Origin of the sequence: Paenibacillus sp. R14(2021) (assembly GCF_019431355.1) — a bacterium.
Lineage (GTDB): Bacteria > Bacillota > Bacilli > Paenibacillales > Paenibacillaceae > Paenibacillus_Z.
The window spans coordinates 2,738,723-2,754,997 of the sequence record NZ_CP080269.1; the positions used below are offsets into that span (position 1 = coordinate 2,738,723).

20 protein-coding genes are annotated in these 16,275 nt (G+C 53.4%); 5 read left to right on the forward strand and 15 right to left on the reverse strand.

Annotated features, from left to right (window positions below; all coding sequences use genetic code 11):
• Positions 1-48 precede the first annotated feature (48 nt).
• The 10 genes from KXU80_RS12745 to KXU80_RS12790 all read right to left on the reverse strand — a co-directional run bounded on the left by KXU80_RS12745 (position 49) and on the right by KXU80_RS12790 (position 6,523).
• A complete protein-coding gene (locus KXU80_RS12745; protein WP_219838566.1) occupies positions 49-1,227 on the reverse strand; it encodes an MFS transporter in 1,179 nt (392 codons plus the stop codon).
• 81 nt (positions 1,228-1,308) lie between these two features.
• The gene (locus KXU80_RS12750) at positions 1,309-1,524 is read right to left on the reverse strand and encodes an aspartyl-phosphate phosphatase Spo0E family protein (protein ID WP_258171374.1); all 216 of its coding nucleotides are present in this window, start codon (positions 1,522-1,524) and stop codon (positions 1,309-1,311) included.
• Positions 1,525-1,567: 43 nt separating this feature from the next.
• The gene (locus KXU80_RS12755; protein ID WP_219838569.1) at positions 1,568-2,782 is read right to left on the reverse strand and encodes an aminotransferase class I/II-fold pyridoxal phosphate-dependent enzyme; all 1,215 of its coding nucleotides are present in this window, start codon (positions 2,780-2,782) and stop codon (positions 1,568-1,570) included.
• A gap of 14 nt (positions 2,783-2,796) precedes the next feature.
• Entirely contained in the window at positions 2,797-3,288 is a 492-nt protein-coding gene (locus KXU80_RS12760) for an Lrp/AsnC family transcriptional regulator (protein WP_219838571.1), read from the reverse strand.
• Positions 3,289-3,449: 161 nt separating this feature from the next.
• Positions 3,450-3,887, reverse strand: a complete 438-nt coding sequence (locus tag KXU80_RS12765; protein ID WP_219838572.1) for a spore coat protein — start codon at positions 3,885-3,887, stop codon at positions 3,450-3,452.
• Positions 3,888-3,922: 35 nt separating this feature from the next.
• On the reverse strand, positions 3,923-4,153 hold the full coding sequence (locus tag KXU80_RS12770; protein WP_219838573.1) for a hypothetical protein: 231 nt from the start codon (positions 4,151-4,153) through the stop codon (positions 3,923-3,925).
• Between the two features lie 108 nt (positions 4,154-4,261).
• Positions 4,262-4,927, reverse strand: a complete 666-nt coding sequence (locus tag KXU80_RS12775) for a DUF2642 domain-containing protein (RefSeq protein ID WP_219838574.1) — start codon at positions 4,925-4,927, stop codon at positions 4,262-4,264.
• 125 nt (positions 4,928-5,052) lie between these two features.
• Complete coding sequence (locus KXU80_RS12780) at positions 5,053-5,262, reverse strand: hypothetical protein (RefSeq protein ID WP_219838576.1); 210 nt, start codon at positions 5,260-5,262, stop codon at positions 5,053-5,055.
• A 166-nt stretch (positions 5,263-5,428) separates the two neighbouring features.
• Positions 5,429-5,668, reverse strand: a complete 240-nt coding sequence (locus KXU80_RS28455) for an ArsB/NhaD family transporter (RefSeq protein WP_219838578.1) — start codon at positions 5,666-5,668, stop codon at positions 5,429-5,431.
• Between the two features lie 138 nt (positions 5,669-5,806).
• Positions 5,807-6,523 (reverse strand): hypothetical protein, encoded by a 717-nt coding sequence (locus KXU80_RS12790; protein WP_219838579.1) that lies wholly within the window; start codon positions 6,521-6,523, stop codon positions 5,807-5,809.
• A gap of 302 nt (positions 6,524-6,825) precedes the next feature.
• Between KXU80_RS12790 and KXU80_RS12795 the strand changes: the two genes are divergently transcribed.
• Together KXU80_RS12795 and KXU80_RS12800 are read left to right on the forward strand one after the other, a co-directional pair.
• A complete protein-coding gene (locus KXU80_RS12795) occupies positions 6,826-7,146 on the forward strand; it encodes a hypothetical protein (RefSeq protein ID WP_219838582.1) in 321 nt (106 codons plus the stop codon).
• A 93-nt stretch (positions 7,147-7,239) separates the two neighbouring features.
• Positions 7,240-8,313 (forward strand): CotH kinase family protein, encoded by a 1,074-nt coding sequence (locus tag KXU80_RS12800; protein ID WP_219838583.1) that lies wholly within the window; start codon positions 7,240-7,242, stop codon positions 8,311-8,313.
• 35 nt (positions 8,314-8,348) lie between these two features.
• Here the strand turns inward: KXU80_RS12800 and cysK are convergent, their stop codons facing one another.
• From cysK to KXU80_RS12825, 5 genes are all read right to left on the reverse strand, one after another.
• A complete protein-coding gene (gene cysK / locus KXU80_RS12805) occupies positions 8,349-9,266 on the reverse strand; it encodes a cysteine synthase A (protein WP_219839014.1) in 918 nt (305 codons plus the stop codon).
• Between the two features lie 24 nt (positions 9,267-9,290).
• Entirely contained in the window at positions 9,291-10,616 is a 1,326-nt protein-coding gene (locus KXU80_RS12810; protein WP_258171376.1) for an MFS transporter, read from the reverse strand.
• Positions 10,617-10,742: 126 nt separating this feature from the next.
• Positions 10,743-11,315, reverse strand: a complete 573-nt coding sequence (locus KXU80_RS12815) for a hypothetical protein (RefSeq protein ID WP_219838584.1) — start codon at positions 11,313-11,315, stop codon at positions 10,743-10,745.
• Positions 11,316-11,457: 142 nt separating this feature from the next.
• Positions 11,458-11,877, reverse strand: a complete 420-nt coding sequence (locus tag KXU80_RS12820) for a DUF350 domain-containing protein (protein WP_219838585.1) — start codon at positions 11,875-11,877, stop codon at positions 11,458-11,460.
• A gap of 15 nt (positions 11,878-11,892) precedes the next feature.
• A complete protein-coding gene (locus KXU80_RS12825; protein ID WP_219838586.1) occupies positions 11,893-14,256 on the reverse strand; it encodes an endonuclease MutS2 in 2,364 nt (787 codons plus the stop codon).
• 210 nt (positions 14,257-14,466) lie between these two features.
• Between KXU80_RS12825 and KXU80_RS12830 the strand changes: the two genes are divergently transcribed.
• The 3 genes from KXU80_RS12830 (at position 14,467) to KXU80_RS12840 (ending at position 16,234) form a co-directional block, all read left to right on the forward strand.
• The gene (locus KXU80_RS12830) at positions 14,467-14,826 is read left to right on the forward strand and encodes a phage holin family protein (RefSeq protein ID WP_219838587.1); all 360 of its coding nucleotides are present in this window, start codon (positions 14,467-14,469) and stop codon (positions 14,824-14,826) included.
• Positions 14,827-14,913: 87 nt separating this feature from the next.
• Entirely contained in the window at positions 14,914-15,303 is a 390-nt protein-coding gene (locus KXU80_RS12835; RefSeq protein WP_219838588.1) for a cupredoxin domain-containing protein, read from the forward strand.
• Positions 15,304-15,547: 244 nt separating this feature from the next.
• Positions 15,548-16,234, forward strand: a complete 687-nt coding sequence (locus KXU80_RS12840; protein ID WP_219838589.1) for an SDR family NAD(P)-dependent oxidoreductase — start codon at positions 15,548-15,550, stop codon at positions 16,232-16,234.
• Positions 16,235-16,275: the final 41 nt, after the last annotated feature.

Sequence of the window (16,275 nt, forward strand, 5' to 3'; positions counted from 1 at the left end):
AGGCGGCTGCGATTCGCAGACCTCGCCGCTTCAAACAGCTTCGAACGTCTAAGCCGTTCGCTCTTGGGCAGCCTCCCCGCGGAATTGCCCCGTTCGATATACCGCGATCAGTACAAGGCTGAACAGCAGGGCGGCGAGCGACATCGCGGAGAGAATCAGATAGAAATGTTGGCCCTGCACCTTCTCGTACAGCCATCCTCCCGCGTAGGATGCAACTATGCCTGATATACCGAAGAACACCAGCGCCAGTACCGTTTGTCCCGTCGCCTTCCATTCCTCCGGAACGATCCGGTACAAATACTGAATGGCCGCGGAATAGAAGACCGGGAACGTAACTACCTGCAGCAGCTGCAGGTACGTCATGGCATGCGGATCCGTAATCCAAGCCGATAGGAAGAAACGGAGAAAATAGAAAAAGCTCGCCAGCGCAATCAGGGCCATCTCCCTGCCCTTGCGCATCCACCAGAAGCTGAGCGCGAAGACCAGAATTTCGCTTCCAGCAGCCAGGAACCACGCCTGCCCGACAAGCTCGGAGCCGCCGCCGAGCGCATGCAGGTGTACCCCCAGATACGTGTCGTTCATCCGAGCTGGGATCGCCGCAATGAAGATGAGAATGAGGAACATCAGCGTTTCGCGATGAGCAAGAAACTGTCCCAGACTCTTCATGGAGACCGGCTTACCTGTCGACGGCGCATCGCGCAGCAGCAAGCAAACGATAAAGCTGATTACGCCGAAAAGCGCAAACAGCAGTCCCAAGCTTTCTTTGCCGAAATAGAGCATGACGTAACCGACGGTAAGCGCCATAACGGCGTAGCCGAGCGCCCCGAACGTACGGATGGAGCCATAGCTGATACTCATCATCTCGGAGGACTGGAAGTTCAGACTCTCCGTCAGCGGATCCATCGGGAGCAGGAAGAAGAACAACAGCATCGTAAATACAACGAGCAGCAGGAAGCTGCCCGACGTGTAGAGGAAATAGCCTACGACGGTGGCGCACGCAATCAGGACGAGAAGCACGCCGCGAATCGTTTTGGCGCGGTCGCTGACGATGCCCCAGAATGGCGAGGAGAAAATCGAGACAAAGCCGCCGGTTCCGATAATGATGCCGATCCGCGAGGCCGAGATGCCCTGCGCATCGAGATAGACAGGAAGGAATGAAATGAAAATAGCGAGCAGTGCAAAGAACAGAAAATTAAACGCACGCAGCATGGCTGCAGGTCTATGCATATGGCGATGAACCTCCTTCCTCTGGCAAAAAGAAAAGAAGTCCCGCGAAGGACCTCTCTCCAGCAATTTCAATAAGGTTCCTCAATTTGAGGTCTGAACCCATTTTCTCTGAGATTGCATATATTCATTAATTTTCGTATCCAGCAGCCGGCTGATGCCGATGACCTTCTCCGAATCGAACGTCGCTTCTTCCACGTAGGATTGTTCCATTTTGAGGCGCAGCATATTGATTTCGTCTTCCAATCGTCGTATGGACGATGAGGATACAAGCGTAAGACCCGTTCTCGCACAAGTCAATGCCATCCCTCCTGTCATCAATCAACGAAGTAAACGGATCCTGTTATTCCCCTTTAAGCTTCCGAACGTAGAGGCCGATGCGTTCGATCGCCTCCGTAATGAGCGTCACGGAAGTCGCGTAGGAGCAGCGCAGATGTCCTTCGCCGCCGAGCCCGAACACGTCGCCTGGTACAGCCGCGACCTTCTGATCGTTCAGCAGCCCGGTAGCGAATTCTTCCGAGGTCAGGCCGAAGCCCGCAATGGAAGGAAACGCATAGAATGCACCTTGCGGCTCATGGCACTGGAGTCCGATCTCGCGGAAGCCGTGTACGACCAGCCTACGGCGCTGATTATACGATTCCACCATGCGATTCTTCTCTTCCATGCCGTTGCGAAGCGCTTCAAGCGCTGCCACCTGCGCCATATTGGAGGCGCACATAACCGTGTATTGATGAATCTTCAGCATTGCGGAGATCAGGTCCGGATGTCCGCAGGCGTACCCGATCCGCCAGCCTGTCATAGCGAACGACTTCGAGAAGCCGCTGACTAGAATCGTGCGATCCTTCATGCCCGGCATCGCCGCGAAGCTGACATGTTTCGTGCCGTACGTAAGCTCCGCATAAATTTCATCGGAGATGACAATCAGATCGTTCTCTTCCACCACCTTCGCGATCGGCAGCCAATCCTCATAGGTCATGATGCCGCCCGTCGGATTGCTCGGATAACAGAGAATAAGCACCTTAGAGCGCGGCGTAATCGAAGCCCGCAGCGATTCCGCCGTCAGCTTGAATTGATCTTTCGCGAACGTCTCCACGCCAACCGGCACGCCGCCGCTCAGCGACGTAATCGGCGAGTAAGAGATGTAGCACGGCTCCGGAACCAGAATCTCATCCCCGGGAGCAATCAAGGCGCGCAGCGCCAAATCGATCGCTTCGCTGCCTCCGACGGTCACTATAATTTCTTTACCCGGATCATAAGTAACATCAAACTGGCTGTGCAAATAATAGCCGATTTCCTCGCGAAGCTCGGGCGTTCCCGCATTGGACGTATATTGCGTCTTGCCCATCTCCAGCGCATAGACGCAGGCTTCACGGACATGCCACGGCGTGACGAAATCCGGCTCGCCGACGCCCAGCGTGATGATATCCTTGCGGCCGCTTGCCAAATCGAAGAAACGGCGGATGCCTGAAGGTTTAATCGCTCTAACCTGCGGCGATAAATAGTCGGCCATCGATGCGCGCATAGCCGGCGCGATTTGTTTTTCCTCGTCTTTAATCATAAGGAAATCACCCCTTACGGTGAGATGAGAAGACGATGGTCATCCTCATGCTCTTCGAATATAATGCCGTCCTGCTTATATTTTTTCAAAATAAAAAAGGTTTTCGTGGAAAGCACGGCATCGATCGGGGACAGCTTATTGGATACGAAGGAAGCAACGTCTTTCAATGTTTTCCCTTGTACTTCAACAAGCAGGTCGTACGCGCCCGACATGAGATAAACCGATTTCACCTCAGGATATAAATAAATCCGTTCCGCGATGCCCTCGAAGCCTCGGCCGCGTTCCGGCGTGATCTGAACCTCTATAAGTGCGGTAACCTTCTCATCTTCAACCTTGCTCCAATTGACAACGGTCGCATATTTGACGATGACATGATCCTGCTCCATCTCCGCAATCGCCTGCTTCACTTCATCCACGGGTGCGGCGAGCATCGTCGCGATCAAATCCGCAGAGCGTCTTGCATCCTCTTTCAGCAGTTCAAGTATTTGCATTTTCCGTTCATTCATCGTCAAACCCTCCTGATCTTAACTATAAGGACTATATTACAACGAATCCAAGCTTCCTGCAAAGCATAAAAGCGTCAAAGCCCGCCCCTTGCCGAAGATGGATTCCCTGCCGCATAGCGATCAAAATGAAAAAGACCCCGAATGGGGTCTTCCTGAAGCCGCTACATATAGAACTGATGTTGCCCCTGCTGCTGGCCGCTCTGCGGCTGCGTTTGCTGATAGGTCTGATGCTGCTGGTTCTGGTACTGCTGGTTGTGGATCGATTGACCCAGACCCAGCTGCTGCAGCAGCTGAACCGTCTTTTGTTCCATCTGCTGATTCTGCTTCAACTGCTTGTCAATCTCCTGGCGAAGCACCGGCGATGCCGCGGTATATAATTGGTTCTGTTCCATCACTTGAAAGAACTGTCCCTGCATTTGCAGGGTGCTGTTCAATAAGTTAGTGAACAATTGGCGAACCTGCTGACTGCTGGATTCCGTTGCCGCAGTCGCATATTCGCCGACTACGCGCTTCAGGTCGGACAGCACCGAGGATGCCAGGTCCTCGTCCGACAGCAGGGCATGAGCGTGCGCTTGGGCTTGTCCTTGTTGTTGATACATATAGGTTATTCCTCCCGCTGTATTGGTTTCATGAATTAATGCTGCTGCGGCTGTGTAGGCGCAAGCTGCTGATGCTGACCGATTGCTTGAAGCAGCATTTGGGCGTGCTGCTGATGCTGCTGAATCATATGCATGCTCGCTTGTTTGAGCGCGGCGTTGTTCGCCGATACAGCCATGACCGCATTCTGTTTAATGAGCAAATCCTCATTTGAAATGCAGTCTACCAGGTATTCCAATTCCTTGGACGTTAACGCTTGAATCAACATAACCCCTCCTAATTTCCATGGCATTTAACCCCAGTTTAGTATGTCCTGCCCGGTTATTTCCTATGTAACGCTTCTCCCCCGAAGGGAAGAAACCGATTCAGGCGGCATCTAAGGCAAATGCACCGTCTTCACATGATCAAAATGTAGATAGACCGCGTTTCCGCCCGCCGTGGACAGCTCGATCATATTTTGGTCGAGGCTCTTGAGCACGCCGATCTTGCTTGGATTCTCGCCAAGGTCCAAAATAACGAATTCGCCGATCAGCTTGCGTAGCTGTTGATCAAAGGTGCGGGCAAGCGTGATGGGTGACGGTTTAAGCGGGAATTGCTCCGGCGTCAGCGTGTACGGCGTAACGTTCGGGTTGTAGGGGATCAAAAACTTCAGATGCTGCAGTGACACGATCACGGAATGATACACCGGCGAGTAGAAAACGAAGAAATCATTCATCACGCTCGTTAAATACCCGTGGATAGACTGATTTCCTGTGATATAAATTTCGGAGAACATCCCCTTGGCGTTCATGAGCACTTTACGGTAAGAGATGGGGTCATTCTGCGGTTCGAACGGAAGATCGGGTACATCAATTTCCTGCGTCTCGCTTTTCGCCAAGCGGAGCTGCTGCAGATGAAGAAGCGGAATGTAGAGGAACTGTGTACCGTTATGAATAACGAGAATATCTTGACCCAAATCAATGAGCTTACCGCGTATCGGGAGTGTTTTCCCTGAAATATCCAATTCTACAAATCGATCTAATAAAGGGTGGCGTTGTTTCATGAAATCGACCTCCTTTCATCTTATAATTTGCATCCATGCATAGAGATTGAACAGACATTGCTGCCAAACATGCTTGCATAATAGATCGCCTGCATGATGTCCGGAAATGATGAAGGGTGAGGACATCAGCTCCCTAACGCCAATAAGGACAGCAGCGCAGCAGCAGCAAGCCATTCCATCGGCACGCCTAGGCCGGATCCAATAAAGAACCCCGCCCGGGTGGCCACGACGATGGACATACAAATTTGAAAAAGCCGCCAATCGACAGGAGCATCCTCATGGGATTCCATGAAAGATTCAAACAGGCTTCTTCTTCCTAAAGCAGCTTCTTTCATCCATGGCATTACGCTCTCTGCCGTCGGCAGCTTCGTTATGCTTCGTCCCTGCTGAACGAGGCGGCGAAATCTGCCTAGGTATTTGTCTGAGAAAAATAAGATACAGCAGCCCTGTCATGACACGAATGCCAATCAGGAAGCAAAGCGCCAGAATAAATCAGAATAATCAATGCCGGACCCGCGTGCAGAAGCCGATGCTGTCCAGCAGAATTGACATCGGACAGGAAGCGAGGATCGTAATCGCGGCGCCGCTGACGATATTGGCGGCAGGAATGAGCTGCTCGGAAGGTACGATGCCGGCTGCAATAAGAACGACGGCTCCTGCTGTTGAAGGAAGGATGGGAAATAAATGCTGGGGGCGCCAAACGGTGAAAGGAATCGTGCATGTGAATAGGACGACGGCCAAAATGATGCATGAGTACGAACGGAACTCCGGTCAGCAAACCGATGACCGCCGCACAGAATGCCAGCAATTGAACTCCCCCCATGCCAGCTTATGAGGCTGGCGACAGGGCTGGCGGCCGAGGCCAGCCCTGTCTAGCAATCAGCCTTTATTGCCGCGCGGAGAGCCTGTACGCGTGCTGGAAGTTTTACCGCTTTTTTTGCCGCCGCTTTTGCTGCTTGTGTTGTTGTTCGCTGCGTTTTTGTTTGAGCCGGAGGATTTGCCGGATTTGTTTCCGCCGCTGCCGTTGCTGCCTTTGGTGTTGTTGCTTGCATACATACCAGCGGTTTTAACCGTTTTGATATGGTAGAGAGGAATCGTGACAAGCTCTTGGCCTACGACAAGTAGAAGCGATTCGTTGCCGACTTGCGTGATGAAGCCTTCGATTTTCTCAGGGCCGCCCCAGTTGATTTGCACGAATTTTTGCGTCAGCTGGCGAAGAACGCCGACGAAGCTGCCTGCTACGATTACTTGCGTGTTGCCGCCGGATTTGCTCGTATTGCCTGCAAGATCGGTGACGCTTTTAACATGGCTGGCATTGATATATACAAGGCCGCCTGTTGTTTTGAGGACGACGTAGCCACGCTGAACGGAAACCAATTTACCTTCAAGCGATTCCGGGCCGCCGCGGTTGATTTTAACATTCATGCCGACTTGAGCTGCCAGGAAGTTTTGGCTTCCGGACGTTCTGTGGCTCTTGTGACTCTTGTGGCCTTTGTCGCAGCAGTGATTTTGGTTGCCCATACCTTGGTTACCCATACCTTGGTTCGCATACATACCGTACGGTTTGTAGCTCACTGCATCGTTCCAATAATTCATACTAAAATCCCTCCGTAATTAATAGATTCTAACCTGTACCCATGAAAGACCAAAGGGCGCAACACGATCCGATTACCACTACCAAAATAACGGTTCATCTACTCGCTTCGGCACTCATCCCTCCATTACTTGCCCCTGTGAAATCTATCATGGGAGACAATTTATAATGTATTTATATGTATCCCGTATGAGAGCGGTACTAGATTGATATCTATTTTCTATAAGATTAAGCATATGACCCAGATCGATTACTAGATTTAAGACATAGCTTGTATAGAAACTATTAAAAGGAGTTGGAGCAATTGCCAAACAATCAGAAGAAAAATCAAAAGGCTCAACAGCGTTCTGAAGGTGTTTACGGTTACGACCGGACACAAGGTGTGGGCGGCACGCAAGGTTCCATGGGTTCCCCAGGCGAAGGCGGCACGCAAGGCTCCCGCGGTTCGAAAGGCTCGAAAGGCGAAGGCGGCACCCAAGGTTCCCGTGGTTCGCATGGCTCGAAAGGCGTAGGCGGCACCCAAGGTTCCCGTGGCTCGCAAGGTTCCAAGGGATCTCGAGGCTCAAAGGGTTCTAAAGGTTCTAAAGGTTCTAAAGGCTCCAACGGTTCCCGCGGCGCAAGGTAAGGTGTGACCAATAGACGATCGCCCGCATAGTGTAAATAAGCTGAAGCCTATCGATTGAGATAGGCTTTATCTTTTGCCTAAGGAGATGGTCTCATGTCCGGGGAAGGACTGCCTACTCGCAAGATAACGATTGCGAAAGCCGATCTGCAGCGGCTCGAAGAGAACGTGTGGAGCAATGAGTTTGCAACTGTGAAGCTCGAATTAAACGGCGAAGAGATAGACGCCAAGCTGAGGTTTCGCGGAGGCCATACACGGAATTATCCGAAGAAGTCCTACGAAATCCATTATGGAAACAATCAAATTCTGCACTGGAATGCAGAGTTCGATGACCCGTCCATGATCCGCAATGCGCTCTCCTTCCATTTCTTCAATTCCATGGGCGTGCCTTCGCCGACTACGAAGCATATGTGGCTGGAGTGGAACGGGTATCCGCACGGCGTCTACCTGGAGATTGAATCTGTCGACTCCACCTTCTTCCGAAAACGGAACATCAGCTCGCGCGCGCTCATCTATGCGATTAATGATAAGGCGAACTTCAGCCTCATCGATCCCGATACCGCGGAGAAGAAGGAATCGCTGTTTGAGGGCTACCGCGTCATGAAGGGCACCGACTATACCAGAAAGCGTTTGGTCCGCTTCGTTCGCGACATCAATCAGCTGCCGGGGCGCTCACTCCGCACGTACATGGCGAAGCGGCTTGATATTTCCTTATATTTGAAATGGCTCGCAGGTGCCGTATTGACGGGAAACTATGATGGGTTTGACCAGAACTATGCGCTCTATGAGCACAAAACGACAGGGAAATACCGGATTATACCGTGGGATTACGAGGGGACTTGGGGTAGAAACTGCTATGGAAGACTATGCGGCAGCGATTTGGTAGACGTGAAAGGCTATAACATGCTGACCCGCAAAGTATTGTCCTATAAAGCGTGCCGGAGGGCGTACCGCAAAATTCTTGCCAGACTGCTCGTGAGTAAATTCACGCTCAGCGCAATCGAACCCGTCATTGAGGCGCTGTACGAGAAGCTTACGCCCGCCATCAGGGACGATTTCACGCGCAAATGGCCCTTTCGCTCATTCGAAGCGGAGCCGGAATTGTTTCGCAGCTACATCAACGAGCGCAGGGCCATTATTATTGCAGAATTAAAAACGTGGAAAGATTAGCGCATGCCTGCCCTTGCGGGACACGGCTGAAGTCCTTAGAACAAATTCATACTTAAATATCGCTCGCCGCTGTCCGGCGCGATACAAAGCACTCGCCCGCCCGATCCGATCCGGCGGGCCTGCTCCATCGCCGCCCAGACGGCTGCGCCGGACGATGGTCCAAGCAGCAGCCCTTCTTCACGGGCAAGTCTGCGCATCGTATCGATTGCGGCCTCGTCTGACACTTGAACAATTTCGTCGTAGACGGACGTGTTCAGGATCGACGGGACAAAGCCGGGACTTGTGCCGACCAGCTTATGAGGACCCGGCTTGCCGCCCGACAGCACAGGCGATCCCTGCGGTTCTACGACCGCGACATAGAGTTCGGGCAGCGCGGCCTTCAGCGTCTCGCCGGTGCCTGTAATCGTGCCGCCCGTACCTGCTGTAGCCACGAATACGTCCAGCCGGCCTTCCGTCTGGCGTAGGATTTCCCGGGCGGTCGTGACACGGTGAATGTCCGGGTTTGCTTCATTCTCGAATTGATTCGGAATGAAGCTGCCGGGACGTACCGCCTGCAGCTCGAACGCGCGCTTGATTGCGCCGGGCATCCGTTCAGCCGCGGGCGTTAATTCGACTTCGGCGCCGTAGGCCTTCAGCAGTCCGATACGTTCCTTCGACATGTTATCAGGCATGACGAGTATGAGCTTGTAGCCTTTGGCCGCAGCGTTCATCGCAAGGCCGATGCCCGTATTTCCGCTGGTCGGCTCGATAATAGTCGCCCCAGGCTGTATGAGTCCTTGTGCTTCGCCTGCGGCGATCAGCGCCGAGGCTGCGCGGTCTTTCACGCTGCCGCTTGGATTAAATCGTTCCAGCTTAACCAAGACCTGCGCAGCACCTTTCTCTTGCATCCGGTTCAGCGCCACCACGGGCGTCTCCCCGATTAATTCCGTTACATTGTCAACAACGCGGGGCATCATTCGCCCTCCTCTCCATCCGCCTCAGGTCGAAGCTTTGCTATTCCTTTGAATCGTATGGCCCAATAAGCGCCGCATCAGCCACCAGCCTAGAATCGGAAAAGCGCCTACGGCCACCATTAAGCCCGGCACGACGTAAGGAGAACGTTCCATGTACGGCAGCACGATCAAATAGGCCGTTACACCGACCATCCTTCCGACCGTAAGTCCGGCTTCCCTCAAAATAACGAACTCCTCGCGCTGCTTGGCGCTCTCTTCGTTGCTGCCGATGAGATCAAACACCGTTGACGTCATCGGAATTATATAAAGCGGTATGAACAGCGCTGTCCCAATGCCGAAAATAAGCAGCGTCCGGTAGCTGAGCGGCCAGAAGAGAACCGCCGTGACAGCCGTGATCATCAAAGCGCCGATCAGCATGGCGGTCCTTCTTCGCTGCGGCGTCAGCAGTCTTCCGATCATCCAGAAGCTGAAAAGCGCCATGATCGATGTGATCAGCGAGAAGTTGCCAAGTTTCCCCTCGTTCTTCGTCGCTAGGAAAACGAGTAGTCCGACGAAAAACATATAGACGCCTTCCCTCACGCCTTGGCAGATGATCGCTGGGACTGCATATCGCCAAGGATTGCCGGACTGGCGGAGCTGCCTGATGCCGTAGAGCCACTTGTAAGTCCCGTCCGTTTGCCGCTTCTTCAGCCAGAAGCTGAGCACGACCGCAAGCGCGAAGATAACAGCCGAAACCGTAAATATAATCGTGTAGCCCCGTTCGCCTTTGTTAGCCGTAATGAGCCATCCGGAAATCCACGGCGCGATAATGCCCGCTCCCGAGCCAAGCAGCCCTGCCCAGCCGTTGAAGCGGTCGCGGTTGCCCGGTTCCGTCACTTCAAAGTAGACCACATTGAAGGCCAGCCAAAAGAAACCGTTGCCTAGTCCAATCAGCATGCCTAATGGAACCACATACGTCACCGCGGACTTGCCGAGGAGCAGCACCACAAAATAAAACAAGCCGGACAGCGCGACGCCGAGCCGGAGACTGTTCATCTTATTATGTTCCTTAACCCATTTGCCCGCGAGCCAAAACGTAAGCCCGCTGACAACAAATTGGACAAAATTAAACCAGCCGATCACAGCAAACGACTGGCTCGCTTTCCACAAATAGACCGGCAAAAAGGTGCCGGATAGTGCGTTGGCCGTCCCCAGCATTGCCTGCACGGCCAACAGCAGCATAGCCTGACCGTCCAGCGAACGCTCGGTATAATTTCGTTTGCTGCCGCTATCGCTTGAAACCGTACGCATCTTAGCACTGTCTCCGCCTGCAAACCGACGCGGCTTCGCGGCATGTTTACCTTGCTCCAAATCGATCCCTCCCGCCTGCTGCTTCACTTGCAGCTGCTAGGCGTAAGTTTCCCTCATGGGACGGGAGGCATGCCGAAAAACGCGAATTACAAATACTTGCCAACTGGCTCGTGATGGATCGTACTCTTATTGTTCCTCAGAATCAGTAGCGGAAGCTTTCGTCAGCAGATGCACCAGTCGTTCTTGGTCATGCACGGAAAGACGGCTCTCCGTATGAAAGCACGACGGACAAACGTAGAGCAGCAGCGCGAATGGCGTCTCGACGATCGGTTCGCCGAGCACGGCTGGCGTTCTTGGCTTGAACTGTTCGCCGGTTACGAACTGCGTGCCGGCTTCGAGCATAAACTCGCGGCAAGACGGACATTCCGGCGCTTCCAGCTGCTCATCGAGAATGCCCTCCATCGTCTCCTCAAGCGCCAGCCGTTCACGGCCGAATTCCCGAAGATCCGTCAAGTCCCGTGGGCTGTCTGCTTCCCAATCGGCTTCCTCCTCGTCCTCATCCTCATCCTCTACGGGCTGCACCGCAGTTTCATCAACCTCTTCCTCATCATCCAGTCCGAGTTGAAGCGTACGGTAACCGGTAAGCTCGTTCTCGCAATGCGGGCAATAGCGCTCCGGCCCGATCTCTTCATCCCAAACGATTTCCGTGTGACACCAAGGGCAAATCACGGGATCGTTATGCTCATGCTTGTCGTTCATGTACGGTCTCTCCTTGTTTCTCTATTATTGTAATAAGTATACGACGCCAAAAATGACGAATAGTGCGGCAATCGCAAATAAAGTTCCCCATAAATACTTCATTTGTGTTGTCATCCTCCAGATCTTCGTGCCGGGCAGCGCGCTAGGCAATGGTAGCACCAATTACGTAAGACAGCGATATCGAAATAATCATGGCAATAAAGCCGACGGCCCGATTATCCTTCTGAATCTCATCATCAATGCGAAAGACAGGCGTAAGAAATTCAAATAGAAAATAAGCGGCGAGCAGCAGCGCGAAACCGAACGTAGCCCAGATCATGCTCTGATATACGGTTTCGTTCGCCTCGATGGAAAATCGAAACAAGTTGCAAATCCCAAAGATTTTGCCCCCTGTCGCCATCGCGACGGCCATATTTCCCTTCTTGATTTCCTGCCAGCATTTGTAGCGGGTCACCAGCTCGAAGACATATAAGAACACAAGCAGGGCCAGTACCGCTACTGAAACATACGCCAGCGATGCAGCGAAGGAGTTGCTGAGCATTTGGTCAACTTCCCTTTCCATCTGTAAGCCTCCATCCTACTTCAGTTCCGCAACCGTAACGCCGGAACCGCCTTCTCCGTATTTGCCAAGACGGTAGCTCTTCACATGCTTATGCCTGCGCAGAAAATCGCTGATTCCGGTACGAAGAACGCCAGTGCCATTTCCGTGAATAAGGTAAACCTGGCCGAAGCCCGCGAGGAAGGACTCATCCAGAAAGCGGTCCACCTCGAGCATCGCTTCTTCCAGGTTGGCGCCGCGCAAGTCAAGCTCCGAGCGTACATTCTCATCCCGAGTTCGTTTCAGGCTCGCGGCAATCTTCGGCTGCTGCGTCTTCCCTGTTTCCGCCCGTTTCACCAGCTCAAGGTCGCTGACGGCCACCTTCATCTTCAGGATGCCGAGCTGAACCAGTGCATCGCTTCCGCTCAGCTCCACGACATGGCCGCGCTGACCAAGACTGTATACCATGACCTCGTCGCCGCTTTCGATTTGCTGCGGCTTAGCGGATTTCGCCTTGCTCTTCGCTGTCTTCCGCGCTTCCGGCGTTGCTTCGTCCAGCTTGCGGCGCGCTTCCGTCAGCTTGTGGTCCTTCACCGCGGCGCCTTCTTCCTGCGCAAGCTTGCGCAGGTCGGAAATAATCTCTTCGGCTTCCCGCCTCGCCTTCAGCATGACCTCGCGCGCTTCATCCTGTGCCTTGGCCAGCATTTTCTCGCGCTGTTCCTCGAACCGCTGGAGTTCTGCCTCGTGGCGCGCACGCTGCGTTTCCAATTCTTTGCGCAGTGCTTCAGCCGTCCTGCGCTCCGTTTCGGCGCCAATCCGATTCTCCTCCAAAGAGGCGATCATCGTCTCCACGCGCACATCCTCTTCGCTCACCTCGCCGCGCGCATGGTCGATAATGCTCCGCTGCAACCCGAGGCGTTCCGCGATGGCGAACGCATTGCTTCGTCCCGGAACACCGATAAGCAGGCGATAGGTAGGACTGAGCGTAGCGATATCAAACTCCATGCTGGCATTAATGACGCCTTTACGGTTGTATGCGTAAGCTTTCAACTCGCTGTAATGTGTCGTAGCGACGATCCGGCAGCCCAGCTTGTGCATATGCTCCAAGATGGCAATGGCAAGCGCCGACCCTTCCGCGGGATCAGTTCCCGCGCCAAGTTCATCCAGCAGAACGAGACTTTTCGGCGTCATATTTTTCAAAATGCGAATGATATTGGTCAAATGGCTCGAGAATGTACTGAGGTTCTGCTCGATGCTCTGCTCGTCGCCGATATCGGCATACAGCGCATCGAAGACGCACAGCTGGCTGCCATCCTCGGCCGGTACGAACAAACCGGACATCGCCATTAGGCTGAGGAGCCCGATCGTCTTCAGGGACACCGTCTTACCCCCGGTATTCGGTCCCGTTACGATAATGGCCGTGGACGTATTGCCGAGCTCGACGTCGATCGGCACGACATGCTCTCGAGCAATCAGCGGATGCCGGCCTCGGCGCAGCTTCAAGTAGCCCCTATCGTTCATACGCGGCATTGTCGCGCTCATAATATGCGCGAGCCGCGCCTTTGCAAAAGCAAAATCAAGCTTGCCGAGCAGGTCAAGATCAAGAATAAGATCATCGGCATAGTCTGCCGTCAACGCGGTCAGCTTTTGCAATATTTTCTCGATCTCGCGTTCTTCGGAGAGACGAAGCTCCCTCAGCTTGTTGTTCATCACCACAATTGCTTCCGGCTCGATAAAGAGCGTTGCGCCGGAGCCCGATTGGTCATGAATAATACCGCCGAAATTCGAACGGTATTCCTGCTTGACCGGAATGACGTACCGGTCGTTACGAATGGTAATGATGGCATCCTGCAGCATTTTCTGCACGGAAGAGGACCGGATCATGCCTTCAAGCTTCTCGCGCACCCGCGACTCCCCTGCGCGAAGCTCGCGGCGAATGCTCGCCAGCTCTACGCTGGCGCTGTCCATAACCTCGGCTTGCTCGTCGATGCACATGAAGATCGCATCCTCAAGCGCCTTGTGCTCCGTCAGCTGTTCGGCCATGGCGGCCAGCGTCGGCACGGAATGATCGTCATGCAGCTGCAGCACATGCCGCTTCACGCGGCGGCCGCCTCGAACCGTCTCCGCGATTTCAAGCAGTTCGGCCGGATTCAGCGTTCCGGCGATTTTGGACCGCAGCAAAGAGGCCCGAATATCAGCGATGCCGCCAAACGGCGCGCTTCCCTTCAGACGGTCGGCTTGGTACGCTTCCTCCGTCACCTGCAGCGCGTACTTCACTTCTTCAAGATCGGGACTTGGATGAATCGCTTCCACTTCAGCTTTACCAAGCGCAGTCGCGGCATGCTGCGCCAATTTATATACAATCTTCGCATAATCGAGTGTTTGTAAAATTTTGTTGTCCAAGCGGGCACAACTCCTCTCATTTCCTATTATAGCCGATGCCAAGTCCGTATGCTATGACCGCCCGTTTCCATGAATGGTGCTGGCGAAAAAGGCAACACTACCTGTACACGGGAAGTTAGACACTTCTTCGAATACTGGCCGTTTCAACTTAAACGAAGCATACATGCGCGGCCGGGGCACTGCAAATTATTTAACAGGAGGTCATTGAATATGCATTTTCTGGGTCATGTCGTCAGGTTCATCGTTGCTGCGATCGTACTGATGATTGTCGGTTATATCGTTCCCCAATTCAGCGTCGGCGGGTTCTGGAGCGCCTTGTTTCTCGCGATTGTTATCGCTGCGCTGGGCTGGATCGTGGAAGGCATCTTTGGCAAGCGCGTAACGCCTTTCGGCCGCGGAATCGTCGGCTTCCTGGCAAGCGCTGCCGTTATCTGGGTGGCGCAATTCATTGTAGGCGGCGTTTCGGTTACGTGGCTCGGTGCGATTCTGGCCGCGCTCGTGATCGGCATCATCGACCTGTTCATGCCCGTCAGCTCGCCTTATGAGGCAGGACGCAAAAAGCACCGCTGAGTATTCAATAGATCGTCACAGTAATTTTGTCCCAGCCACGGTATACTGGGTGTATGGATAATCCGTATACCGAGGGGAGCTTTTCTAATGAAAAAAATGCTTTTGCTGGCCGTCATGACAGTTGCAGCGATCTTCATTCTTGCAGCCTGCGGCTCCAAATCCGCAGATAACAACAGCATTACCGGCGCAGGTGTCGAGAATACAGGCACTGCCGCATCAGCCAAAATTACGATTAAAGCCAAGCGTTTTGAATTCGACCAGCCGGTCTACAAAATCAAAAAGGGTGAGCCTACGGAAATCACGCTCGTCTCTGAAGACGGCGTTCACGGCGTGGAAATTCCCGATATGAACTTGAAGCTGGATGCCGATAAGCCGAAGGTTCTTACTTTCGATAATGCAGGCACTTATGAATTCCATTGCGATATCATGTGCGGCAGCGGCCACAGTCAAATGGTCGCCAAAATCGAAGTGGAATAAGCAGTTTAACGAGAAACCCGATGATTGGCAGAATGCTGCCCGATCGTTGGGTTTCTTTATGAATATAGCGATTATTCATGCAGGCCATAAAAAACGCTGATGAAGCATCCTTTTGCCCCTGACCATAAGCCAATATCACGTAAACCGTCGTACCGGCATAAGAAAGCCTTATACCCTGCCTATTCCAACAGCAGCTTGTTGTTTGTTACGATGTGTACAAACGATTACGGAGAGGATGGATGGTATGACGGAAGGGAAGCTGCAGGGCCGGATCGCCGTAATTACTGGAGCCGGCACCGGATTGGGCCGTGCCGCAGCGATTGATTTCGCACGTGAAGGCGCACATGTGGTGCTGCTTGGACGACGACTATCAAAGCTCGAGGAAACAAGTGTGATGATCAAAGAAACCGGAGCTGCCGGGCGCGTTGTGGTCATTCCCGCCGATATCTCGATCGAGAAGGACGTAGAAGCGGCCGTCGAACGCGCTGCTGCCGAGTTTGGAACGATTGATGTGCTCGTTAACAACGCAGCCGTTTTTGAACCCGGGACCGTGGTTGAATTGACAACCGATGAATGGACACGTCAGATCGCCATTAATTTAACGGGACCCTTCCTGATGACAAGAGCGGTGCTGCCCGTGATGCGGAAAGCGCGCTATGGCCGTATTCTTAATATCACGTCCGGTCTCGCCGTCAACGGCGCCGGCGGCTATGCGGCATACAGTGCGTCCAAGGCCGGCTTGGAATCTTTAACGCGGACGACAGCGGATGAAGAGTATGAATTCGGCATTCTCGTCAATGCGTTCAACCCCGGTACGGTGCGGACGGAAATGCATGCAACGGGCAAGGATCCGCATCAAGTAACGTCGGAGATGATACGCTTAGCCTCTCTGCCGAAGAACGGCCCGACGGGATCTATTGTCGGCTATTAATGAAGTAGCGCAAAGCAAGGGCTGCGACGGTTCGCGGGTTT